This is a genomic window from Maribacter sp. BPC-D8 (assembly GCF_035207705.1).
Classification (GTDB): domain Bacteria; phylum Bacteroidota; class Bacteroidia; order Flavobacteriales; family Flavobacteriaceae; genus Maribacter.
Window position 1 is genome coordinate 3,736,601 of record NZ_CP128187.1, and the last position, 26,214, is coordinate 3,762,814.

The window sequence follows — 26,214 nt, forward strand, 5'->3', positions numbered from 1 at the left end:
AGAAACTACTCTGCTTGCCAAACATTATTCTCTAAATTGACATCTGCCATTAATTGCGAAGGATCAATAACAATTGCTTTTATTGAAGACATTGGTTTATTAATAGTAAAATTATAGGTTGGGTAAGCCCAAGGCCAGTCTTCTATAACAGTTCTTTCAATACCCTCAAAAGGGTTTGTTTTCTCACCACGCATCATACGTAACGGAGCATAAAAGGTTTCTCTTGAATCATCATTATATACCACCAAAATATCTAAAGGCATTGGCATTAAACCAATACGCTCTAGGGTAACATTAGTGTTGTTTTCTGATGCAGCAACCTCTTTAATTGCATAGTCAATAGTATTTGTTGTTTGTGTCCAATCGGTTAAATACCAATCTAGTTCAAAACCAGATACTTTTTCAGCAACACGTTTAATATCGTTAGGCACCGGGTGTTTAAACTTGAACTCATCGTAGTATTGACGAATAGTTTCCATCAATTTATCTTGACCGATAACATAACCAAGTTGAGATAAAAATATAGAACCTTTACTGTAAGCAGAAATACCATAGGCAAAGTTAAGAGCATAACGATCCGCATACGTACCTTGTGGTTGTTCTTTACCTGAAAGCGCTAAGTTTCTATACCCTTTGTAAGTACCCTCAAAAGGATTCTCTGTTTCGTAGTCCATTATTTCACTCATACAAAGCTTAGAAATAAAAGAAGTAAACCCTTCATCCATCCACTCATGTTTAGCTTCGTTTGTTGCTAGTATATGTTGAAACCAAGAGTGCGCCATTTCATGCGCCATAACACCAACAAGGCTACCAAATTTGCGGTTACCTGTTATTAAGGTAGACATTGCATACTCCATACCACCATCGCCACCTTGAATAACTGAATATTGGTCATATGGGTATTTACCAATGTTCTTGCTAAAAAACTGCATAGCCTCAATAGTTTTAGGCTGAAGGTTTTTCCAGTTCTCTAAAATTTCAGGATTGTCTTTGTAAAGAAAATGAAGCACAGGTCCGTCAGGTACTTGTTGAATATCATGAATATATTCTGGATCTGCAGCCCACATAAAATCATGAACCATAGGCGCTTTAAAATGCCAGGTTAATGTCTTGCCTTTTTGTTTTTTGATTTTAGTACCAGGTGCTTCATAACCATGACCTATTTCGTTAGGGTTTTGTAAATAACCTGTTCCACCAACAGTGTACTCTTTATCAATGGTCAATTTTACATCAAAATCTCCCCACACACCCTGAAACTCACGAGCTATATATGGATCTGCATGCCAACCTTCAAAATCATATTCCGCTAATTTTGGGTACCATTGGCTCATAGATAAGGCAACACCTTCTTCACTATTTCTACCCGAACGTCTAATTTGTAAAGGTACTTGACCTTTAAACTCCATATTAAAAGTAGACTTGGCACCAGCTGCTATCGGCTTAGCTAAATCAACAACTAACACGGTTCCTTCTTCTGAAAAAGTAACCTTACTTCCATCTTGTGTTAAAGAAGTGGCGTGTAAATATCCTATTTCAGTATCGGTAAGCGATGCAATTCTACTTTTCTTTTCTGGCGTAGTCATTCTATCATCTGGATCTGCGATACTTTGCAGGCGAATATCCATTTCACTACCAGGTTGAAAAGCGTTGAAATACAAATGAAAATATACACGTTTTAACTCATCGGGTGAGTTATTCGTGTATACCAAGGTTTGAGTACCGGTATATTGAAAATTGTCAACATTCATATCTACCGCCATGGTATAATCAACATGTTGTTGCCAATAATCTGTCTTGTTTTGTGCCAGCAATCCTATTGAAAAAATAGCTGTTAGAAACGTAAAAAATGATTTAGTCATATGAGTTGTGTGTTAGTATTATAATTTAACCTGTCCTGCAGCTACTTTACTAGCTAAAACTAGTGCGTTGTATGCATTTGCAATTTTACCAGAAGTAGAAATTTCATCTAAAGAACCACTTTTACCTGTGTTTTTGCCTAACACTACTTTCGTTTTAATAGGTAAACCAGATTGTAATATTATTTTTTTCACTTGAGCGGCCGTTAAACTTGGGTATTGAGACATTACCAAAGCAGCAACACCCGCAACACCAGGCGAAGCCATAGAAGTACCCGGAGAATATTCGTATTCGTTATTAGGGTATGAAGAATAGATATCTGTACCTGGGGCAAAAATATCAACATTTATCTTACCATAATTAGAGTAGCTAGCAACTAATTCAGAACCGTATTTAGGATTCAAAGCACCAACTGTAATTACATTGTCAGCAATTTCTGGTCCGTTATTTATTTGATCATTAGGGAAGTTTGCGTTAATAGGGTTGTCTAAGTCAGCACCATCGTTACCCGCTGCGTGTACAAAAAGCACATTGTTGTCAGCAGCATATTTTATAGCATCATTCACCCAGTTAGCATTCGGAGAAAAAGACTTACCGAAACTACCATTGATTACACGTGCACCATTATCAACAGCGTAACGAATACCTCTTGCAATATCTTTATCGTACTCATCACCATTAGGCACGGCTCTAATACTCATAATGGCTACATTATTGGCAACACCGTTTACACCTTTACCATTATTACGTTCAGCAGCGATAATACCCGCTACGTGAGTACCATGACTTTCGTCATCAACTCTATTGTTAGGGTTTCCATTACCGTAATCAACATCGGTAAAATCATAGGCATCATCACCAACAGATTCTCTACCGTTAAAATCTTTATTAAGATTGTAATTAAGTTGTTCAGTGTAATATTTAAGTCCGTTGGTTAAATCTTCAAGAACACCAGGTATCGTTTCATTAATACCGAACATTTGATTTAGTATAGCAACATTGCGCTGCATAGCTTCGTCTGTTGTTTTGATGGTCGATAAATCTTGTTTGGTATAAGTATCTTTTTTTAAATACTTCTTTACATCTGCATCTGCATTTTTTACAGCCTGGTATATAGATTCATACTGCTCTTTACCCTGTAAAGCCTCATTGTATTTAGCATCTAATTTAGTTTTAGCTTTTGATAAGGTAGCGGCGTCACCAATGTTTAAACGAAGCATACGAACGTATTCTAACTGCTCATTATAAGACTCGCCTAAGAAATTATAACCATGAATGTCATCTATGAATCCGTTACCGTCATCATCAATACCGTTACCGGCTTTCTCTTTAGTATTTGTCCATAATACATTAACAAGGTCTTCGTGGTTTAGATCAATACCAGAATCAAGAACGGCAACAATTGTTTTTGTTCCTTTTCTGTTTTTTATGATTTCGCTGTACGCTTTATCGACACTCATACCAGGTATAGTATCGGTAACTAAATCTAAATGGCCCCAGTTATTCTTTTCACTGGTAGTAAGATCAGAAATTTTTAAAGGTGTAGCATCTATGTTTTCAACGGGAGTAAGAACTAGTCCGCTTCCTCCAACTGATTTTGTGCTTCCACACCCGGTTAATACCGCAGCTATTGATAGTGCGAAAATTGATTTTAAATATGTATTTGTCATACGTGGGTAACTTTTTATAATTTAATTATAGTTAAATATGATTGTGTATAGTTAATTGAAGAGTTCATTGAACGTATAAACCTGATTTAAACGAACACCTTTTTCGGTATGCTTTAGTGTACATAATTGATTATGTGCATCATGCTCAAAAAACAGATAGTAATTGTTATCTGCAGCTTCGTTCAAGAATATCGCTTTTTCTGCCATTGTCATTAGTGGTCTAGTATCATAGCCCATAACATAAGGCAATGAAATATGACCTACGGTAGGTATAAGGTCTGCCATGTAGACAATAGTTTTACCTTGATATGAAAATTGCGGTAGCATTTGCTTTTCGGTATGCCCGTCTACAAAACGAATATCAAAACCTAGCGGACTATTTTTTAAAAACTCGCCGTCTGTATGATTAATAAAAGTCATGTGACCACTTTCTTGCATTGGTATTAAGTTCTCTGTTAAGAAAGAAGCTTTTTCTCTTGGGTTGGGTTCTGTTGCCCATTTCCAATGTTTTTCATTGGTCCAAAACTTAGCGTTTTTAAAGGCGGGTTCATATCCGGTTTTATCTTTATTCCACTGAATGGCACCACCAACATGATCAAAATGAAGATGGGTTAAAAATACATCGGTGATATCATCTCTATGAAAACCATGTTTTTTTAAAGAAGAATCTATCGTAAAATCGCCCCATTGATAGTAATAGCCAAAAAACTGATCAGACTGTTTATTACCCATGCCTGTATCAACTAAAATTAATCTATCACCATCTTCAATTAAAAGACTTCTTGCCGCAATATCAATTAAATTGTTATTGTCTGCGGGATTTGTTCTTTGCCAAATTACTTTCGGCACTACGCCGAACATAGCACCACCGTCCAATTTAAAATTACCGGTTTCAACAGGATAAATTTTCATAAGGAGCAAAATAATAAAAGTGTATGAGTTCTTACAATTATTAAGAAAGTATTATCATTTAACCCTTAGATTAAAAGACTTATTGAAGGTGTAGTGGTATTAAAATGAAAATAAGTTGATATGTTGGTAAAGCAAATATGGTATGTAAACATGCAAAAAACTAATCTTCGCTCAATAAATCACCAATAATATGATGTGCCAAAGGTTTGATTAAGTGTTTGTTAACAACAGGGTAGTCTTTTGCCTTATTAGAGTCTAAAGTATCGATCGATGAACTTAATATATATATTTTGCAGTGATCAGTAAGTGTGTCTGGTAATTTAATGTATTCATTTAAAAACTCGAAACCATTCATTCTTGGCATTTTAATATCCAAGAAAATAACATCAGGGTATGCTTCGGTATTGTCTACAATGCTGTTTAAGTGGTCTAGAGCTTCATGCCCAGAGGTCATAGTAGTAATTTGTGAAATATTGTCCTCTTTCGAAATAATGGCTTTATTTATGAAATTATCCACATCCGAATCGTCAATCAATAAAATATTTATATCCTTAGCCATATTATTATTTACCTGATTCATTTGGTATTTTTAAAGTAAAAGTTGATCCTTCACCTATTTTCGATTTTACATCTATTGTTCCATTCAATTTAGACAGCACTTCTTTTACAATAAACAGCCCAATACCAGATCCCATTACTTTAGAAGAGACTCTGTAAAACATTTCAAAAATCTTTTCTAGTTGATCATCTTCCATACCAACACCGTTGTCTTTTATAATTAAAACCGCTTCTTTTTTGTTAGTTTTTACATTGATCCAAATAGCGGCATCATTATTAGAAACATCATGATATTTAATTGCATTAGATATAAAATTATTCAATATAATTGAAATTCTTTTACTATCTGATACAAATTTTACATTATCACTAACACTGACTTTTATGTTTATTTTATTGGTGTTTTCTAAATACCATAAACTTTCAAGGGAATGTTCGATTAAAGTACTAAAATTTATAGAATCTAACTTAAGTGCTAGATGTTTATTTCTAGAGTATTCGATAATGTCTTTGATGAAGTCATCTAATCTTTCAATAGATTTTTCCATCATATTTAAATGTTGAAATAACTTTGGGTCAATATCTTCAGTTTGTATAAGTTGAATTAACCCTAATACAGAAGATAAAGGAGCTCTTAATTCATGAGAAGCACTGTAAACAAAACTGTCTAATTCAGAATTTGTCTTTTGTAGTTCGTGGAATTGGGTCTCTAGATTACCTTCGGCCTCTTTTCTTTTTGAGTCATCAAAAATATTGACCAAATAACTATTTTGATCTTTTAAACGTAGCGGGGCAATAGACATTATAAGGGTTTTCTTTACTCCGCTTTTAAGTTCAATTTTATATTCTTCGTTAATAATTTCACCTTCATCTAAAAGTTTTTCCCAAAGTCTTTCTCGCTCCTTTAAATTGGTGGTAACCTCTTTAGATTCTAAAATTGTTTTACCAATTAATCTTTTCTTGGTAGATTCTAGAATGGTATATGCAGTTTCATTAGCATCAATTACTTTTCTTTGCTCATCTAATATAAGCATACCCATAAGGTTTGTTTGAAAGGCTTTAGAGAATTTCTCTTGGCTTTCTTTTAAGGCTTCTTCTGCCAATACGTTTTTGGTAATATCCATCGAAGTACCGCGATAGATAATAGGTTCGCCCTTATCGTTATATTCTACTTCAGAATAAGCTAAAAAGTATTTAAACGATTTGTCTTTTAATTGAATTCTATAGAAATTTGGTTTTGATGTTGAATTGTTCTCAATATTATTATTTGAAAGTTTAGTATCTACAATATTTAAATCTTCATGATAAATAATTTCTCTTAATAACGTTGGGGTCATTACAGTGTTTGGGTCAACTTCATGTATGGCATACATTTCTTTTGACCACTCAATAACATCGCCACTCATGTCCCAATACCAGTAACCAAATTTACCAATACGTATCGCAGAATCCATTTTAGACTGTAGCGAGAGTATTTCGTTATCAGCTTCTTTTTGTTTTGTTATATCAATGATAGTGCCCCTAAATTTAATAGGTTCGCCATCGTTGTTACGTTCTGTTTCAATTTCTCCCAGTAAATATTTAGTACTATCATCTTTTAGAATTATTCGGTAAGAGAAAGAGTTGTTATCAAATTCTAGTGCTAAATTTTCAAGAAGATTTCTATGGGGCACAATATCATCTGGGTGAATTATTGTTTCAAGAAAAGCTAAGTTTATTTCAGTTCTTGGTTTAACATCATAAATTTCAAACATTCTAGGTGACCAATTGAGAACTCTTGTATTAAAATCAAAATCCCAATACCCAATTTTACCAATTCTCATGGCGGCATCCATTCTGTTCTTTAGTTCTAAAATTTTAGAATCTGCCTTTTTTTGTTCTGTTATATCTATTACGGTACCTCTAAAATCTACCGCCATATTATTAGAGTCTCGAACCACCTCTACCTCTACCATTAAATATTTAATAGAGGAATCTCTAACAATTATTCGATAAGAAAAAGTAAGCGATTTTTTATGAAGAATTAGTTCTTTAATATGATTTCTGTGTAATTCAACATCTTCTGGATGAATTATATTTTCAAGAAATGGCAAGGATAGAACCGAATCTATATCAACATCAAATATGGAATACATTAAAGGGGAACAATTGAAGATTCTTGTTACCGGACTAAAATCCCAATACCCAATTTTACCAATTCGAATAGCAGAATCCATCTGGTTTTTAAGGGTCAAAATCTCTTGTTGTGTTTTTTTACTTTCTGTTAAATCGAAACCAATTGAACCTATCGCAATTGGTTGTTTTGTTGTTTTGTCTTTAATTAAGAACCCCGAAAATTCTAAGGGAATTGATTTTTTGGTTTTAAAGTTCTTAAGCGGAACCTCTCCTGTCCAAACACCTTTTTTCATTATGGTTGGCAAGTGGGTGTTTTCTATAACGTCTTTATAGTCGTCTTCAAAATAATCAAATATTGTAGTGTTTTTAAAATTGACATTACTTGGTAAATTAACCATTTTTTTACCTGCATCATTCATAAACAAAGGCTCGCCGGTTAAAGTAGCTAAGCCAATAAAACCGGGACTATTTTCTATTATAGAAACTAATTTTTGTTTTTCTTGGTCAGCTTTTTTACTGTTGGTAATGTCTCTAAAGTATATAGAAAGTCCGTTGGGCGAAGGGTAAAGGTGATTTTCAATCCACAGATTAGATTTCTCGTGGTATTGTTCAAAATGGGTATAAACTTGCTTAGCCATTACATCTTTAAAAATAGTATGGCCTTCAGAATTTTTAAAATCGGGGAATTCATCCCATACATTTTTGCCCAGCATTTCTTCAATGTTAATACCGACTATTTCAGCAGCTTTTGCGTTAATATCTATAAAGCGCCATTCACTATCAAAAGCGACAAAGGCATCTGAAATACGCTCTGTAAATTGTTTATATTTTTTCTCACTTTCAATAATTTCTAGGCTTGCCTTTTTGGCTTGAGTTTGGTCAACATAAGTACTTAATGTAAATGTGTTGCTTAAATATTCATAGGGTTCTACAGATGTAATTAAGTGCAGTACCGCTCCATTTTTAGTTATGAATTCAATCTCAATTTTATCTATTCTCTCAGAACTAGCAAGTACATTTATTGCCGGGTTTGATTTTGAAGCTTCATTTGTATTAATCAATCCTAATTCTGCGATAGTTTTACCTTTAATTTCCTCGAGGGAGTATCCTATTAAATTTAAAAAATAGGGGTTGGCATCTACAAAGCGGTTCATATGGTCTCTTATAACCATACCTACAAATCTATTGTTATAGGCTTTTTCGAATCTTACCAAGTTTTCTTCAGCAACTATTTCAAGCTCTTTTCTTTCAGAAACATCTCTTACAATACCTAAAATAGTCTTGTTGTTAAGCTTTTTGGCACTTACTTCTCCATAAAACAGACTTCCATCTTTTTTAACTAATCTTCTTTCAGACCTTACTGTTTGCCCTTCACGCATTTCTTTATAACGCGGAGGTCTTTTTTCAGTATCTTCTTTGATGGTTATATCTAATAAATGCTTCGTTAACAAATCTTCTTTAGTATAACCAAACATCTGCAAACCATAAGGATTCGCATCTACTATATTTCCGTCAAAATCAACTAAAAATATACCATCTGAAGCCCCTTCAATTAATAATTTGTAGCGTTCTCTGCTATCTTTTAATAGAGCTGTTTTCTCATCTACCAATGTATTCAACTTTGCAGGTTGTCGCATTAGAAACCACGAAAGTAGGCCACATACTAAAGAAAGAATAATGCCTAAAATAGAAAACAATAAGGTAATTGAATAGGCTTCGTAGTTGTTCAAATAAACATATAATTTCCACTCTCCTTGGCTGGTTGTAAGTGGTAAAGTTGTGGCACCTTCTTTAGGAATATTCTTTGACGAATAGAAAATTTCTTCAGTTTTATCAGAATTGATTTTCACCAATTGATACGAAAATTGTTTGTTATTAATAGCGTCTAATTGAACAGCATTAATAACTGTTTTTAAGCGTACTACTGCCGCTACAAAGCCATTAAACTCACCATTTTTATAGAATGGCCTGCGACCAATTATTCCCGAACCCCCTTGGTGTAAGTATATAGGGCCGGCGGTGTAGTAATCTTTTTTTTCAATGGTAGTTATAGCACCAAATTTATTGTCAGGATCTTTTAAAATGTTCAGTCCTAAAACTTCATTTCCCTTTAAGGGGTATACGTGTGTTATTACACCTTCTTTATTTACTAGCTCTAATGCATCAATACTATTGTTACTATTTAATAATAGTTGAGCTACACTATCAAAATTATCGGGTATGCCATAGTGTTCAACTATAAAAGTTAAAGTTTGAGTAGCATTATAGCTTTGACCCAATATATTTTGTAGGTCTATTTTTAATTTAGAAACACGTTGCTCAATTTCTTGTTGTTCTGTTTTTTGATGAAGCTGGTGTTTTTGAAAGGCAACGAATTGAGTTATGATTAAGACAATTAAAAATGCAAAAAACCCGTAAAATAGCGGGTTTTTAAAGATAGACCGGGTGTTGGTATCAGACATTTTTATTAATATAAATTATATAATATCGCTTAAAACTATGTTGCTTGCAATAACAGCTTAAATCCTCGAGGTATACGAAGTTAAAAAAGTCACCCTTATAAAGGTGTTTTTTCTTCATTTTTTGTAAGATTTATTTTAGTGTAGCAATCACATTTATTAGCTATAGGCTAGATAGTTATGTCGATAGAAATTAAACCTTTTAAAAGAGGTGATTAAAACTGTTTAACTAATTATGGGTAAAAATAGCTAAATAGGGTGATTGTGGTTATTACCATAAAACAAAAGTGCGTTAAACAGAGACACTTTCACAAAGAAGTTGATTCAGTTGTTTACCAAAGTAAAGCATCGCTTTAATCTCTTTAACACTTAATAAGCGTTCTTTTTTAAGAATAAGTATAGAATTACCGTTAGTTTCTATGTGATAATAGGGGTTGCTTTCTAAGAATAGAATAAGCTCATTGGTAAATAAATCTTGAATGTCTTTTGTATGTTCACCGCTTAAGAAAAAACGTTTGTTGAAATCTTGATGGTTTTCTAATTCTATATCCTTAAAACCCGCCATACCGTATACAAAATCTAAAAGACCTTCTTTGTCTAAAGAAAACACGGGTATTTTATGTTTCAGTTTAATATGTAAAATAGTAGTTTTCACTACTTCTTTAGCAATAAACTCTCCTTCGTTAAATTCTACATCAAACAAATGAAAGGTTTTGGTATTATCGTAAAAACTGTTGTAGTAGTATGGAACTCTTCTATTTTTAAAGAAAATAAATTTGTTTAAAAACTTAGTTTTATCAGACCTTTTTGGCTCATAAGACCATTGATATTCTTTTGCCATGGTCTTTAAAAGGCGCTGTCTTTTGGTAAAGTATTTTTCAATAGTACCTAGTTTGTTGAGCGGTAATATTTTTCTAATAGCAAACGGATGTTTAGAGTCGGCTCCATGCTTGTCTAACCCTATAATCTCAATACTTCCCTCTTTTTTTGTAAATGTATCTACATAGTTCTCTAAGCCTTCCATAACCGTATGATCCACAAAGCTACAGTGTGAAAAATCTAAGATTACATTTTCATTTTCTGGGATGATATCTAATTTATTCTTTAGTTTATAGAAATTAAGAAAAGTGGCAAAATATTTAACGCTGATATAATAATTACCGGCATCTTTCTCTTTAAACATTAAAATATTTGGCTTGGTCAAATGATTTATAAAAAGAGATAAACTTCTGTTTAATACTACATGTATGATGAAAGTAACCAATATACCCATCGCAATACCAGATATTAGGTTGGTAAACAGCGTGGTCAAAAGGGTAGCTAAAAATATAATAATCTGTTCTTTACCGATACGAGCAACTTTTTGTAGGTTTTTCGGAGTCGCAAGTTTATAACCGGTAAACACCAGTATCGCCGCCAAGGCAGCTAAAGGAATTCTTCTTAATTGGTCTTGAAAAAGTAAAACAAAAATGACTAAAAATAAGGCATGAAAAATATTTGCAGATCTATTGGTAGCGCCATTATTAACATTGACCGAACTTCTAGCAATAACGGTTACAACATTTAACCCACCGACCAGACCACTAAGAGAAGTGGCAAGACCAAGAGCTTTAAGATCCTTATTTACATTAGATCTTCTTCGTTCTGGATCAAGCTTGTCAACAGCCTTAATACTTAAAAGAGATTCTATACTTGCTATAAGGGTAATGGCAAAAACGGTAGTTATGAAATCAAGGTCTAAGGCTTTTGAAAAATCAGGAAAAGCCAAGTTCGACAAAACGTTGTCTGGTATATTGACCAAAAACTCTTCTTGTAAAGGATAAGGAAGTCCTAATGAAACAAATATGTAACTAAACCCTACAGACAAAATCAGAATCCACATGGGTGCCGGAATAAGGTGTAAATATTTATTTCTGATTTTAGAGTAATTCGCCATAATTAATAGGGCAATTACACCAATAGCTGCAGCGATAAGTTCTTCGATATGATAGTTTTGATAAAGACCCATTATTCCCTCTGGGATCTGCAATAACAGATGAATAATGCTACCATTTTCATTATTATGCCCGATCATAATATGAAATTGTTTGGCTAAAATGCCTAAACCAATAGCGGCCAACATACCTTCAATAGCAGATGCCGGAAAGAAATCTGCAAGTCGCCCCATTTTTAGAAACCCGAGAAGTAACATTAGTATGCCAGAGAAAACAATAGCTGCAAGTGTAAATAAATACCCAGCATAAAGATCACCCCCACCAAGGGTCGTAATCGCGCCTAAAAGAACAATGACCAAACCATTTCCAGGTCCTGTAATGGTTACATTCGAGCCTCCAAGAATCGACACAACAATACCACCTACAACTGCAGCGATAATACCTGATATAGGCGGTGCCTCGCTCGCAAGAGCAAGTCCCAACCCAAGAGGTAAGGCTATTAATGAAACAACGAAACCAGAAAATAAATTCTTTGGAAGCGTGGCTATAAAGTTTGAATTATTCTGCTTTTTAGCTGTCAAATCTATTTTCTAACTATTAATAAATCGGTTGGTAAATCAGATAGGATATATTCAATATCATGTGGAAATATTCGATCCCAAATACTAGTTTTTATAGGTGCGTTCATAACTAACAAGTCAGCTCTTACCACCTCGGCATAATGCCCAATAGAATATCCTCTTTTGCCGAAAATACTTTGTGTTTTCACCTTAATGCCTTTTGTAATGTTCTCTGGTAGAGAACTTAAGATGGTGTTGACCCTAGAATCTTCTCTATGTCTAATTCGTTGTTTAATAATATTTGCCTTTTTTAACGAACGGTCATCTTCAACGTTTACCTGAATTTCTTTTGGCAAAATTTCTTCAACAATGGTAATTTGTTGCGCACCCAAAAGGCTCGATACATAAAAAGCATGTTCAATGGCCATTGGTGTTTCGGGGGCATCTAGACCGTTTACGACAATATGTTTACAAGGCACTCTTTTTTCTGTTGGCTTAATTAATAGCAGAACAGAGCAATGAACTTTACGTGTTAGTTTTCTGGCAATAGAACCCACATAAAATTGAAACTTATTTTCATGTTGCAAAGCACCTAAAATCAATAAATCGATTTTTAAATCGATACAAGCTTTAGTTATAATTTGCTCAGGGTCACCTTCTTTCCAAACCACTTCAATGGCCTCGTCAGCCTGTTCAGTTTCAGAAATAATTTGATTAATCTTCGCAGATTTTTCAGCGGTCTTTTCTCCTACATGTAGAAGAATAAGTTTGCAGTTTAAGTAATATGCAATGCGGCTAGATTCTAGTATATTTACTTTGAGTGAAGGCGAAAATGCAAATCCGAATAAAATGGAATTATATAACTTGATAAGTCGTTGGTTCTAATGTTGTGCTCAACAAGATAGGGCTAAATAATTACAAGTGAATTGGTACTGTCGAACCTAGTACTCAAAAATGCACTGTTTACGACGTTCTTTATGTTAATAGTGACGTTTAATTGTTATTTTTATACAAAATAAAATGTATGCTAGAGCTTGCAGGAATTATCATTTTAGGAATACTTGCTCAATGGGTAGCATGGCGCTTAAAACTACCCGCAATTTTACCATTAATTCTTATAGGTTTAATTGTAGGTCCATTATCAACATTATACACCGAAGATCATTCTAAAATTATCGAGCCAATTTGGAACGGAACCAAGGGTCTTTTTCCTGGGGATAGTTTGTATTACTTTGTGTCATTGGCGATAAGCATTATTTTATTCGAAGGCGGACTAACACTTAAGCGTTCTGAGATTAAAAATATTGGTCCGGTAATAACCAAGTTAATTACTCTTGGTAGCTTAACGACCTTTTTTGGAGCAGCATTGGCAGCCTACTTTTTATTCGGACTTTCATGGCAGCTTTGTTTCTTGTTTTCAGCCTTAATAATTGTGACGGGCCCGACAGTAATTACCCCTATTCTAAGGAATATTCCACTTAAAAAAGACGTTTCTGCCATATTAAAATGGGAAGGAATTCTAATTGATCCTATTGGTGCATTGGCAGCGGTATTAGTCTATGAATTTATAAGTGTTGGCGAAGGTCAAGCGTATACTATGACTGCATTAATCGAGTTCGGTAAAATTCTGTTATTCGGTTTTACCTTTGGTTTCACATTTGCACATGCACTAACATTTTTAATCAAAAAAAGTCTTATTCCACATTATTTATTGAATGTGGTATCGCTATCTGTAGTATTGGGCGTTTTCGTCATGTCAGATGTTTTTGCACATGAATCTGGCTTATTGGCGGTGGTTGTTATGGGTATGGTAATGGGTAATACCAATTTACCGAATATTAAAGAATTACTCTATTTTAAAGAATCGTTGAGCATTCTTTTAATCTCTATACTATTCATTTTATTAGCTGCGAATATTGATATTTCAGATTTAGAATTAATTTATACTTGGAAAACCATAGTACTGTTTTTAGCTATAGTGTTAATCATTAGACCACTCGGTGTTTTCTTAAGTTCTATTGGCTCTAGTTTAAAGTTGAATGAAAAGCTTTTTATCAGTTGGGTAGGTCCAAGAGGTATAGTTGCAGCTGGTATTGCCTCTTTATTTGGTTCTAAATTAATAGCTAAGGGAGAGCCAGGGGCAGACTATATTACTCCGCTAGTGTTCATGATTGTTTTAGGTACCGTTTTATTAAATGCTACCACAGCTAGAATTTTTGCAAAACTAATAGGTGTCTTTCTTAATAAGTCTGAAGGAATTTTAATTCTAGGCGCCTCAAAAGTATCTCGCTTAATTGGAGAGTATTTACACAAAAACGACAGGCATGTAGTGCTTATAGACAATAATCAGTCTAATATTGAAAAGGCAAATAAATTAGGATTAGAAGCTATTTCAGCAAACATTTATTCTGATAATTTAACCGATAATATCGAACTTAACGATATTGGTTATTTAATGGCATTGACCGCAAACTCAGATATAAACAGGTATGCTATAGATAAATTTCAAGATGCATTTGGGGAGAATGGCTCTTTTAGATTGGTAGATGCAGATGAAATGTCAGATCCAGAGAACAACCCAAAAGAAGGATTGTTTTCGCACACCGACGACTTTATTAAATTGACCGAAGCGGCACGAAAATATCCTGCGATACATGAAATCGAACTTCACGATACAGAGCATTACGAAGGTTTGATAGAAATAACTAAGGCCGATGCAGATATTGTTCCTTTATTTCTGATAGATCCAGAAGGAGAAATACATATTATTACTGCATTTAGTAAAGAATTCACAGACATTCAAAAAGGATACAAATTGGCATACTTGGGTAAAATGTTCCCCCTTGAAGACCCAGATAAGGAAGAAGCCAAAGAGAATCCATAATAGAGCATTTTATCCCTATTAAGTACTTTGGAATATTTTTTTTCTGTCTAAACCTATCTTTTATATGATTGCTGTTTACGATAGATACACCCGCTTTACCTCTTTTTTATCCCAATTGGGCAGAATCTACTTTATAGAATAAGAGGTTGACTATAGTTTTACGGCATCAATCAATAAACGACCAGTCATGAAACTAAAATCAACAATTCTATTAGTTACCCTACTAATCACAGCGGTTACTATCGCTCAAAACACTATTTCGGGTACTATAAGTGACCCATTAAAAACACCGTTACCTTATGCTAATATTATTCTTTATCAGGTAGGTGAAGAAAAAGCTATAACCGGTGTAATCAGTAATGAAATTGGTGCTTATTTATTTGAGAATATTGCAAATGGCACTTATGTGATAGAGGCATCTGTTCTCGGGTTTGAAACCAAAAGATCTGATGAATTTCAAATACCTCAATCAGAATTAATAGTAGATTTTACGCTGAACGAAGAAACTCAAAATTTAGATGAAGTCGTTGTAAAAAGTAGACGCCCACAAATTAAACAAACTGCAGAAAAGCTAATTGTCGATCTTGAAAATTCAGATATGGTGAACACCAATCTTCAAGATGTAGTAAAAAAAGTGCCGGGTATAATAATGACCAACGGTAATGTAAGTTATGCGGGTCAAGGCAATATTAGAATACTCATTAACGGTAAAACTACCGACTATATGGACACCGCAAGTTTGTTAAGAGATTTGCCGGCAGACAATATTTCTAAGGTAGAGTTAATACAACAACCAGGTTCAGAATACGACGCCGAAGGCTCTGGACCAATTCTAAACATCATTTTAAAGAATAATGTAAAACTAGGCACGCACGGCAATGTAAAGCAAATGGTGGGCTATGAGAATAGATTTGAGTATGCGACCAGTGCTTCTATAGCGAGCTATAAAAACAAACTTAATTGGCAATTAAGCGCAGGATATAGAAAATCTACCTCAAGAGATGATTTAACATTGTCACGTAAGGTCTTAGATGAAACCTATGAACAAACTTCAAAATCTGCTTTTGACCCCATTATTGCGAATATTGGTGCAGGTGTTGATTATTACTTAACAGACAAACATTCAATCGGGGTGAACGGTAGAATGGTAAATAGTGATTCTGACCGTATATCAAATAACAACACAACTATATCAAGTACCTCATCTGATATTACATTACTTACCGATAATAGTTTTGATAGAAATAGAAGTATCTATTCTGTTAATCCGTACTACGAGTTTAAAGATGATAAGAATAAACTAGTGCTAGATTATAATTTTGTGGACTATAGCTATGACAATGAAAACAATTTATATCAAGTAGGTGCATCAGAATTGCCATATAATAATAGACGTTATTTTCAAGATGCATCTTATAAGATTAATACCTATAAAATCGATTATAAACGAACAGTAAATGAGAATTTTTCATGGAATGCGGGTGCTAAGTTTTCTGATGTGAAATCAGATAGTGACTTACAATCTTTAACGGAAGATAATGAGGGAGTTTTTCAGTTTCGACCAGCCGAAAGCAATCGGTTCTTGGTAGATGAAACGATTCTTGCTTTTTACTCTAAAATGAACTTAAAGGTTGATAAATGGACCTTCTCTGGCGGATTGCGTTGGGAAGAAAGTGATACCGAAGGTACCGCCACAACTACAGGTGAGACAAGAACTAGAAAAATATCAAAGCTATTTCCGAGTGCAAGTATCAGTAGAAAAATTACAGAAGAAATTAGTGCAAATTTGGCGTATAGTTATCGTATTCAACGACCTTCTTACAGCTCACTTAATTCTTTTGTGTATTTCTATGACCCGTTTACTTTTGAAGAAGGAAATCCTAATTTAAAACCTGCATTTACAAATAGCTATCAGTTTAATTTGACGTATGAAAACCAACCATTCTTTAATATAAGTTATAGAGAAACTTCAGATCAGTTATTTGAAATTATTACCCAGAACGATGCATCTGCACAGACCTCTAGAACTATGATTAACTTGGCTGAAAACAAAAACTGGAGTTTTAGCTTTTATGCACCATTAGATTTTATAGAGAATATAGATGGTTATGTTGGCGTTCAAGCGAATCATAATGAATATACCTCTGAAAATTTAGAACCGACATTAGACTTGTCTAAATGGAGCTTTACAGGTTTTGCAGGAGCTGAATATGAGTTACCCTGGGAAATTAATTCAGAAATATCTGGATATTACACCTCTGGCGGATTAGAAGGAATCATTGAATATGACTGGATGGCCGGTATGGATATTGCTATTAGCAAAAGCTTTCTTGATGATAAATTAAAGGTTAGTTTAGAGTATGAAGAATTGATACAAAGACCTTTTACCGGTAGTGTAAGCTATGATAATGTAGATGCAACTGTGGTTTCTAATTGGGCAAGAAACAATGTATTTTTACAATTGAACTATAGCTTTGGTTCAAAATTCGGAAAAAACAATAAGCGAGAGAACTCTTCAAAAGACGAACAAAACCGTATTAAACAAGATAATTAATACAGCGCAGTACATGAACACGAAACTTAATAAGTCAGATTATATTTTACTGAGTATAATTTTAGGAGTAACATCACTTTTTAATGTATGGCAATATTATACTTATGGTAATGATTTGTTAGAGTACCTAATCGATATTCCTGCTTATATTTTGATGACCATTGTTGCAATTGTGTTGTTCTTGTATTGGTTAATGCCAAACTATTTATTAGGTAAGCCAAACTATTTTGCATTAATCAGTTTAGCAATCGTGATATTAACCGCAACAGGATTTATTGAACTTCTTGCTGGTTATTGGTCATGTGAAAATGATTGTAATGAATTTCCAGTCTGGCATAGAGCTATTCTTAACGGGCTTTTTGTAGGGGCAGACAATGTTGGCATTCCCTTGGGGATTTTGTTGACTAAGAAGTTTTATGAAAGCCAAACGCAGGTTGTAAAAATTCAAAAACAGCAGAAAGAGAATGAACTAAAACTTTTACGTTCGCAATTAGATCCACATTTTCTTTTTAATAACCTCAACACATTAGATGCCTTAATAGACAGTGATACTGTAAAGGCAAAAGAATATATTAATCGCTTGTCATTAATCTATAGATATTTAATTCAAACAAAAGATGCTGAGGTTATGGAGTTGTCTAAAGAAATGAATTTGGCAGAGAATTATATCTTCTTAATTCAAACAAGGTTCGGCGATGATTATGATTTTCATGTGAATAAGAATATTGATTTTTCGAACAAATTTTTACCAACTGGTGCCGTACAGGCGTTGCTAGAAAATGTGGTAAAACACAATAAGGTAAATGGTGAGAACAAAATACATGTTGTCATAGATATTGATGAAGATTGGTTAACTGTAGAGAATAAAAAATCAAATTTTACGAAAACTAAAGACAGTTTAGGCACAGGGCTTTTAAACCTAAAATCGAGATACCAATTACTTTCAAAAGAGTTACCTCAAATAGAGGAAAGTGAAACGGAATATAAAATTTCAATTCCGATAATTAAATTAAGCAACTAATTAGAAGCATATGACACTTTTAATATTAGAAGATGAAATTCCTGCTTATCAGAAATTGTTAAGTCACATTAAAACATTTTTTGATGATGAAATAACGAATCACTGGGCACGATCTATAGCTGAGGGCAAAACACTTTTAGCGGCAAATTCATACGATCTTATTTTGTCTGATATTAAGTTGTTAGACGGAATTTCTTTTGACTTGTTTAATGAGGTTGAGGTGAGTTGTCCAATAATATTTTGCTCGGCGTATGATGATTATTTGTTCCAGGCATTTAACACCAACGGTATTGCCTACATTTTAAAACCATATACAAATGCTGATTTTATAAAAGCACTAGAAAAATATCAATCACTTTTTAAACAAGGGGAATACGATAGTAAATTAAATAGCGACACTTTTAATGCTTTAAAATTGGCATTAAAAGAGGATCAGAATAATTATAAAAAACGGTTTGTTATAAAACGTTCTAATGGTATTCAGTTATTAAATACGTCAGATATAAGTATGATTGAAGCCTCAGGCGATTTTTGTATTGCCACAGACCAAGAAGGCAAAAGACACCCGATATCTCAAACTATTGGCAGTTTAGTACAGCAATTACCACCACAGAAATTCTTTCGAATTAACCGTAGCGAAATAGTACATATTGAGTTTATTGAACAGATAGAGAGCCACTTTAAAAACCGATTACTTATTACGGTAAAGGGGTGTAAAGAAAAAGCAATGACAAGTACTTCTACCACTTCCGACTTTAGAAAGTGGTTAGAGTAACTTAATCGTTTAGCTTCAATACCGCCATAAATGCCTCTTGAGGCACTTCTACGTTACCAACTTGACGCATACGTTTTTTACCTTTCTTTTGTTTTTCAAGAAGTTTACGTTTACGAGAAATATCACCACCATAACATTTAGCAGTTACATCTTTACGTAAGGCTTTTGTAGTTTCTCTAGAAATGATTTTTGCACCAATAGCAGCTTGAATTGGAATATCAAACTGTTGTCTTGGTATCAGTTCTTTTAGCTTGGCACAAATCTTCTTACCAATATTTACAGCATTATCAGCATGTAGTAATGCAGATAGCGCATCTACCGGCTGTGCGTTTAGTAAAATATCTACACGAACCAGTTTAGAAGGTCTCATACCTATAGGCGTGTAATCGAAAGAGGCATATCCCTTAGAGACGGTTTTTAAACGGTCATAAAAATCAAAAACGATTTCTGCCAAAGGCATGTCAAAATTAAGTTCAACACGCTCGGTGGTCAAATACGTTTGATTGGTAATTACACCACGCTTTTCAATACATAATGACATAACGTTACCTACGAAATCAGCTTTCGTAATAATGGTAGCTTTAATATAAGGTTCTTCAACATGATCAATACTTGATGGGTCAGGTAAATCTGTTGGGTTATTTACAACAATTGGGGTATCAGGATTTTTACGGGTAAATGCATGGTAACTAACATTGGGTACCGTAGTAATTACCGTCATATTGAACTCGCGCTCTAGACGCTCTTGAATAATTTCCATATGTAGCATTCCTAAGAAACCACATCTAAATCCGAATCCAAGTGCTGCACTACTTTCTGGTGCAAATACAAGAGAGGCATCATTTAATTGTAGTTTTTCCATCGAAGCACGTAACTCTTCAAACTCATCGGTATCAACAGGGTAAATACCTGCAAAAACCATTGGCTTTACATCTTCAAATCCGCTAATTGCGTTTTTGGTTGGGTTAGCAGCATCAGTTATCGTATCACCTACTTTAACTTCACGAGCATCTTTGATTCCGGTAATTAAATAACCAACATCACCAGCCTTAACGCTCTTTTTAATTTCTTGTGTCAACTTTAAAGTACCTACCTCATCGGCATAATAGTCTTTGTCGGTTGCTACAAATTTTATCTTTTGTCCCTTTTTAATTTCGCCATTTATAACCCTAAAATAAGTTTCAACACCTCTAAACGGGTTGTAAACAGAATCAAACACAAGTGCTTGTAATGGTTCGTCTAGGTTACCTTTTGGTGCTGGAATACGCTCAATAATAGCACTTAATATTTCTTCAATACCAATACCGGTTTTTGCAGATGCAGGTATTACTTCCTCTGCCTTACAACCTAAAAGATCAACAATATCATCGGTAACCTCTTCTGGGTTGGCACTTGGTAAATCAACCTTATTTAAAACAGGTATGATCTCAAGGTCGTTTTCTAAAGCTAAATATAAATTAGAAATCGTCTGTGCTTGAATACTCTGTGCAGCATCTACCACCAATAATGCACCTTCACAGGCAGCAATTGATCTAGAAACTTCGTATGAGAAATCTACGTGACCAGGAGTGTCAATTAGATTTAAAATATATTCTTCACCCTTGTAGGTGTACTCCATTTGTATGGCATGACTTTTTATAGTGATACCACGCTCTCTTTCAAGATCCATACTATCAAGCAACTGTTCCTTTTTCTCTCGATCGGTAACAGAACCGGTAAACTCTAACAGTCTGTCTGCCAGGGTACTTTTACCATGGTCAATATGTGCAATAATGCAGAAATTTCTAATGTTTTTCATAGCGGTAACAGTAATAATAAAGCCAATTTATACCAGGATTATTGCCCCGGCATTAAAGAGCAATTGCAAATATAATCTAATTTATAGCGCTAAGCTTGAGTGTAGTTACCTATTTATAGTTGCGTAGATTGATTTGGATTACATATATTGTAAAGGATTACAACGTTTTTTTAACTAGATTTGATTACCAACCCCGAGTCAACTTTGAAACAACTAACGGCTATTTTATTCTTCTGCATAGGTATGTCCCATTTTGGGTATAGTCAAACCTTTGAATTAAAAGGTGAGGTTAAAGATCAATACCAAGAACCCGTTGCATTTGCGTCTGTATTTCTACTGACCGTTACAGATTCTGTATTGGTTAAAGGAAGTTCTGCCGACGAAAATGGAGCGTTTTTATTCTCTGATATTGCAGAGGGACTCTATTTTTTAAAAGCGTCTTATGTAGGTCAAACATCAGAAAACTTAGCGATAGAGATTTTAAAGGACACCAAAATCGGAGCAGTAATAATTGAGCAGCAAGCAGAACAACTTAATGAAGTTACGGTTGTAAGCAATAAACCTGTAGTAAAAAGAGAAGTTGATCGCATTGTTTTCAATGTGGAAAATACTGTCATTTCTCAGAACAGTTCTTGGGATATTCTTCGTCAAACACCAGGAGTCATTATGATGAATGATGAGTTGAAAGTAAGAAATCAAGAAACAACGGTTTATATCAATAATCGAAAAGTGCAACTGTCTGCAGAAGAGGTTAGAAGTCTGTTAGAAAACTACCAAGGCGAGAATATAAAATCAGTTGAGGTTATTCATAATCCGCCAGCAAGTTATGATGCTGAGGGTGGGTCAATTTTAAATATTGTTACCAGTAAAAATGTATCTGTGGGCTATAAAGGCAATGTAAATGCTGGGTATACACAAGGAGTTTTTCCGAAGTACAATTTTGGAACATCGCATTTTTATAAAACCAAAAAACTAAATGTAAATGCAAGCTATAATTACACACCCAAAAAGGAATTTAAGAATACTTTGAGCAGTACCAATTTTATGGATAATACTGGTATTACTTCTATTTGGGATACAGATTTTGATCAAGTAATACGTACTAATACCCATAGCGCAGGGGTATCGGTAGATTATCAATTTAACGAAAAGAACTCCCTAAGCTTAACAAGCAACGCACAATATCAACCAAAAAAGGATGCTGATTTTTTTCAGGAAACTACCATTAAAAACAGCGCAGGGGTATTAGATTCTATATTCAGAACCAACAGTTTTTTAAGCGAAAAGAAGCATAATGTTTCGGGCGATCTTACTTTTAAACATCAGTTTAAAGACCAAGGAAATTTAACTGTAAATGCACACTATACAAATTTTGGTTTAGACCGAAATCAAGATGTAAACTCAGATTATTTTCAGCCTAGTGGCTCATTTCTGCGCGATTTTAATTTCTCGACTATTGCCGATCAACAGATAGAAATAAAGACCGCTCAAATAGATTACACTGATTATTTTGGCAGTGTATTTTTTGAAACAGGGGCAAAAGGTTCTTTTATTGATTCTGAAAGTAGATTAGATTATTTTTTACAGAATAACGGTACGCAGTTTATACCTAATTTATCTGATGACTATACCTATGACGAAAGCGTGTATGCGGGTTACTTTAGCCTTTCGAAAGACTGGGATAAATGGAGTATAAAAACTGGGTTACGTGCAGAACAAACAGAAAGTTCAGGAGTGTCTGTAAATGTATCAAGTATGAATAAGCTTAGTTATTTTGAACTATTCCCATCATTATACATTCTGCACAATATCAATGACCACCATAGTTTGGCATTTGATTATGCTAGAAAAGTGCAACGCCCTCGTTATGAAGATTTGAATCCGTTTAGAACCTATATTAATGAACGTACCTTTCAAGAGGGTAACCCTAATTTAACACCTAGTTTTAGCCATAATTTCAACTTGAATTATACCCTTAATCAAGAATTCTTTTTTGACTTCTATTACCGTGATAACGGTATGTATATTTCTACACTTACTTTTCAAGATAATGATAATCTCGTTTTAAGAGATGTTACTCAAAACGTATTAGAAAGTACCTCTTACGGTTTTGATTTTTCATACGGCAAGTCAATCACTAATAATTGGTATTTGTACAGCTATATTTCTCTTTTTCATGAAGAGGAATCTTTTATTGCATTACAAAGTGATGAGTATTCTTTTACCAATGATTTTGACGGTGCGTATATAGACCTTACAAATTATATAACGCTGTCTAAAGACGGCAGTTTTAAAGGAGAACTAGGCTTTACATACTTGTCAGGCTGGTTGCAGGGATCTTATATACAAGAAGAAACTACAAATTTAACCGTAGGTTTAAGAAAATCATTTTTAAATAATAGAGCTGTACTAAGCGTAGGTGCAAACGACTTATTAGGTAAATATAATGGGTATGTATCTTCTAAATATTTAAACCAAGACAACGGTTATTTAACGGTTCCCGAAACCCAATTTGTAAAGTTTGGCTTCACGTACAACTTTGGTAATTTCCGCTTAGAAGACAACCAACGTGATATAGATAAAATAGAGCGCGAACGTCTAGAGTAAAGTTAACTATTTAACTATCAGAACCTTTATTTTTTATTAAGAAAAAATTAAGATTTACGTAAGATAATTCAATATTACTTTCCTACATTTAGTGTTATACGCACACTAAATGACTAAGAATTTCTATATAACACTACTATTTTGTCTTTCGTTTTCTCTAGCGTTTTCTCAAGATTTTATTATTAATGGTGTAGTAATAGATGATAATCAAAACCCTGTTGTTTTAGCGAATGTAATTTTGTTAACCAGCGAAGGTGAATTCATTAAAGGCACGGTAACAAATGATCAAGGTTTTTACGAGTTTAAAGCCGTTACCTCTGGCACTTATAATATTGTCGCCAGCTACATAGCAAATACTGTGGAGAGCTCTAATATTTCAATTTCAGAAAATATTGAAATGAAACCCTTAGTTCTTCAAAGCGCTCAAGAGTTAGATGAGGTTGTAGTCACTCAAAAAAAGCCAGTATTAGAACAACTAGCAGATCGCCATATTTTTAGTATTGAAAACACCGCATTATCTGATGGTGATATTTGGGATGTTTTAAAACGTACCCCTGGTGTTATGGTAATGAATAATCGTTTATACATCAATGGTAGCCCCAATGTTAATGTGATGATTAATGGTAAACTAGTAAACTTACCAGAAAGCGATATTGTGAACCTTCTTACCGGCAGCTCAGCCAGCAATGTAGAAGCTATTGAAGTAATTACGAGTCCGCCTGCTAAATACAGTGCAGAAGGCGGATTACTGATTAATATTAAAATGAAGAAAAACTTGGTTGCGGGTTATAATGGTGCCGTATTCAATAGATATACACAAGGGGTATTACCAAAGCACACACTAGGTACTGACCATTTTTTTAAAGGAAAAAAGATAGATTTCTCTACCAACTATAGTTTTAGCCACAATAGAAACTTGACGAGATATACCGACATTACTACCTATTTGGAAAACGGACAAGAAAGTGAAGTTTGGACAGCTGAACAAAAAATAATAGGCAAGAAGAAAAGTCACAATATCAACCTCTTTTTAGATGTACAATTAAATGAAAAGAATACATTAAGCATAACCTCCACCTCTAATTTATCACCAAACGGAAATACAGATTATTTCTCAATTACAGATATTAATACTATCGATGGCGACTTAACTGCTAGGTTAGATGGTTTAAACGTACAAAAAGATGATTCGTACAACACATCTAACTATCTAGATTGGGTATATAAATTAAATGATAAAGGAGCAGAACTAACTACTAATGCCCATTTTACTTACTATGATTCTAAACAGAACCAGGTATTGAACAATAACATAGTACAGGGCTTTACAGAGAATACATCAGAAAACACATTGAATATAGGCTCAGATCAAATAATAAACCTTTTTAGTGCACAAACAGACCTTACACTACCGCTAACAGAGCAATCTGTAATGGAAACAGGCTTGAGAGTGGCAACTATCAATTCTGAAGCGAGTATTATGCAATCTGGTTTTGATGATTCGGTAAACGGAATAAGCCCTACAGAATCTGGTTTGTTTGATTATGACGAACAAATTTATGCAGGCTATGTCAGCTTAAATAACAATTGGGAAAGTTGGAAATTAAATGTTGGACTTAGAGCAGAGTATACAGATACCGAAGGTAATTTAGACATGTCGGCTTCTTTAAATACAACTTCTTATTTTAAACTTTTTCCTAATATGGCGCTTTCATATAAGAAAGAAAAGAATGCCTTTTATTTAAAATATTATAGAAGAATTACTAGACCGAGATATAGTAGCATAAATCCTTTTCAGTTCTATTTAACGGCAAATTCTCTTTATGAAGGTAACCCTAATTTAAAGCCGGCATATAGTGATTATGTGCAGTTCGATTATGTGTATGACCGCGATTATAAAGTGGTATTCTTTGTCAATAGAAAATCCAATGAACAAGCGCAACAAATTATCCAAGACAACGAAACCAATACATTAAGAACTCAATATATAAATTTAGAACCCAATTATTTTTACGGTATCGATGCAAGTGTGTCGAAAGAGCTTACATCATATTGGTATCTATATGCTCTTGTTAGCCATTATCATGATAAAAAGAGCTTTACAGACCTAAACACAAATACCATAGTAGAGAATTCTATTTGGACCACCTTTATTCGCGCCAACAATTACTTCACACTTCTTAAAGATGAATCGCTCTTTGCCGATGTTACCTATACGTATTTTTCACCATACATTAGTGGTAATGCAATCTCGGAGTCATTTAGCAAATTAGGGGTATCGTTTAGAAAAACCTTTTGGAATAAAGACGCAAGTATTTCTTTGGGTGTTGAAGATATTTTTAATAACGGTAATACACTTTCAACTAGAAATTATCTTGATCAACGAAACACAGTTAGCGGTAGGGTCGAGAATAGATTATTTGTTTTAGGCTTTAGATATAAATTCGGAAACTCTAAAATACGAGATAACTCGAAAAGAAAGAATACAGAAGAGGGTAAGCGTTTATAGA

14 protein-coding genes are annotated in these 26,214 nt (G+C 33.9%); 6 read left to right on the forward strand and 8 right to left on the reverse strand.

Annotated features, from left to right (window positions below; all coding sequences use genetic code 11):
- Positions 1-5 precede the first annotated feature (5 nt).
- The 7 genes from QSV08_RS16330 to QSV08_RS16360 form a co-directional block, all read right to left on the reverse strand.
- Positions 6-1,859 carry a M1 family metallopeptidase gene (locus QSV08_RS16330; protein WP_324024780.1) on the reverse strand — a complete coding sequence of 618 codons (1,854 nt, stop codon included), beginning with the start codon at positions 1,857-1,859 and terminating at the stop codon, positions 6-8.
- A gap of 18 nt (positions 1,860-1,877) precedes the next feature.
- The gene (locus QSV08_RS16335) at positions 1,878-3,527 is read right to left on the reverse strand and encodes a S8 family peptidase (protein ID WP_324024781.1); all 1,650 of its coding nucleotides are present in this window, start codon (positions 3,525-3,527) and stop codon (positions 1,878-1,880) included.
- A gap of 51 nt (positions 3,528-3,578) precedes the next feature.
- The gene (locus tag QSV08_RS16340; protein ID WP_324024782.1) at positions 3,579-4,439 is read right to left on the reverse strand and encodes an MBL fold metallo-hydrolase; all 861 of its coding nucleotides are present in this window, start codon (positions 4,437-4,439) and stop codon (positions 3,579-3,581) included.
- Between the two features lie 160 nt (positions 4,440-4,599).
- Positions 4,600-5,019, reverse strand: coding sequence for a response regulator (locus tag QSV08_RS16345; RefSeq protein WP_324024783.1), 420 nt, complete (start codon positions 5,017-5,019; stop codon positions 4,600-4,602).
- Positions 5,003-9,574, reverse strand: coding sequence for a PAS domain S-box protein (locus QSV08_RS16350; RefSeq protein WP_324024784.1), 4,572 nt, complete (start codon positions 9,572-9,574; stop codon positions 5,003-5,005). Before QSV08_RS16350 ends, QSV08_RS16345 begins: the two co-directional genes overlap by 17 nt.
- Positions 9,575-9,863: 289 nt before the next feature.
- Positions 9,864-12,086, reverse strand: coding sequence for a SulP family inorganic anion transporter (locus QSV08_RS16355; protein WP_324024785.1), 2,223 nt, complete (start codon positions 12,084-12,086; stop codon positions 9,864-9,866).
- Positions 12,087-12,088: 2 nt separating this feature from the next.
- Positions 12,089-12,736, reverse strand: a complete 648-nt coding sequence (locus QSV08_RS16360) for a universal stress protein (RefSeq protein WP_324024786.1) — start codon at positions 12,734-12,736, stop codon at positions 12,089-12,091.
- Between the two features lie 353 nt (positions 12,737-13,089).
- Here QSV08_RS16360 and QSV08_RS16365 point away from each other — a divergent pair, with 353 nt between their 5' ends.
- From QSV08_RS16365 to QSV08_RS16380, 4 genes are all read left to right on the forward strand, one after another.
- Positions 13,090-14,949 carry a cation:proton antiporter gene (locus tag QSV08_RS16365; RefSeq protein WP_324024787.1) on the forward strand — a complete coding sequence of 620 codons (1,860 nt, stop codon included), beginning with the start codon at positions 13,090-13,092 and terminating at the stop codon, positions 14,947-14,949.
- Between the two features lie 187 nt (positions 14,950-15,136).
- The gene (locus QSV08_RS16370) at positions 15,137-17,503 is read left to right on the forward strand and encodes an outer membrane beta-barrel family protein (RefSeq protein ID WP_324024788.1); all 2,367 of its coding nucleotides are present in this window, start codon (positions 15,137-15,139) and stop codon (positions 17,501-17,503) included.
- A 13-nt stretch (positions 17,504-17,516) separates the two neighbouring features.
- Positions 17,517-18,524, forward strand: a complete 1,008-nt coding sequence (locus tag QSV08_RS16375; protein WP_324024789.1) for a sensor histidine kinase — start codon at positions 17,517-17,519, stop codon at positions 18,522-18,524.
- 10 nt (positions 18,525-18,534) lie between these two features.
- Complete coding sequence (locus QSV08_RS16380) at positions 18,535-19,299, forward strand: LytR/AlgR family response regulator transcription factor (RefSeq protein ID WP_324024790.1); 765 nt, start codon at positions 18,535-18,537, stop codon at positions 19,297-19,299.
- 1 nt (position 19,300) lies between these two features.
- On the opposite strand, the gene lepA is transcribed toward QSV08_RS16380, so the two are convergent.
- Entirely contained in the window at positions 19,301-21,097 is a 1,797-nt protein-coding gene (gene lepA / locus QSV08_RS16385) for a translation elongation factor 4 (RefSeq protein ID WP_324024791.1), read from the reverse strand.
- A 204-nt stretch (positions 21,098-21,301) separates the two neighbouring features.
- Between lepA and QSV08_RS16390 the strand changes: the two genes are divergently transcribed.
- On the forward strand, positions 21,302-23,704 hold the full coding sequence (locus QSV08_RS16390) for an outer membrane beta-barrel family protein (protein WP_324024792.1): 2,403 nt from the start codon (positions 21,302-21,304) through the stop codon (positions 23,702-23,704).
- Between the two features lie 109 nt (positions 23,705-23,813).
- Positions 23,814-26,213, forward strand: coding sequence for an outer membrane beta-barrel family protein (locus QSV08_RS16395; protein WP_324024793.1), 2,400 nt, complete (start codon positions 23,814-23,816; stop codon positions 26,211-26,213).
- Position 26,214: the final 1 nt, after the last annotated feature.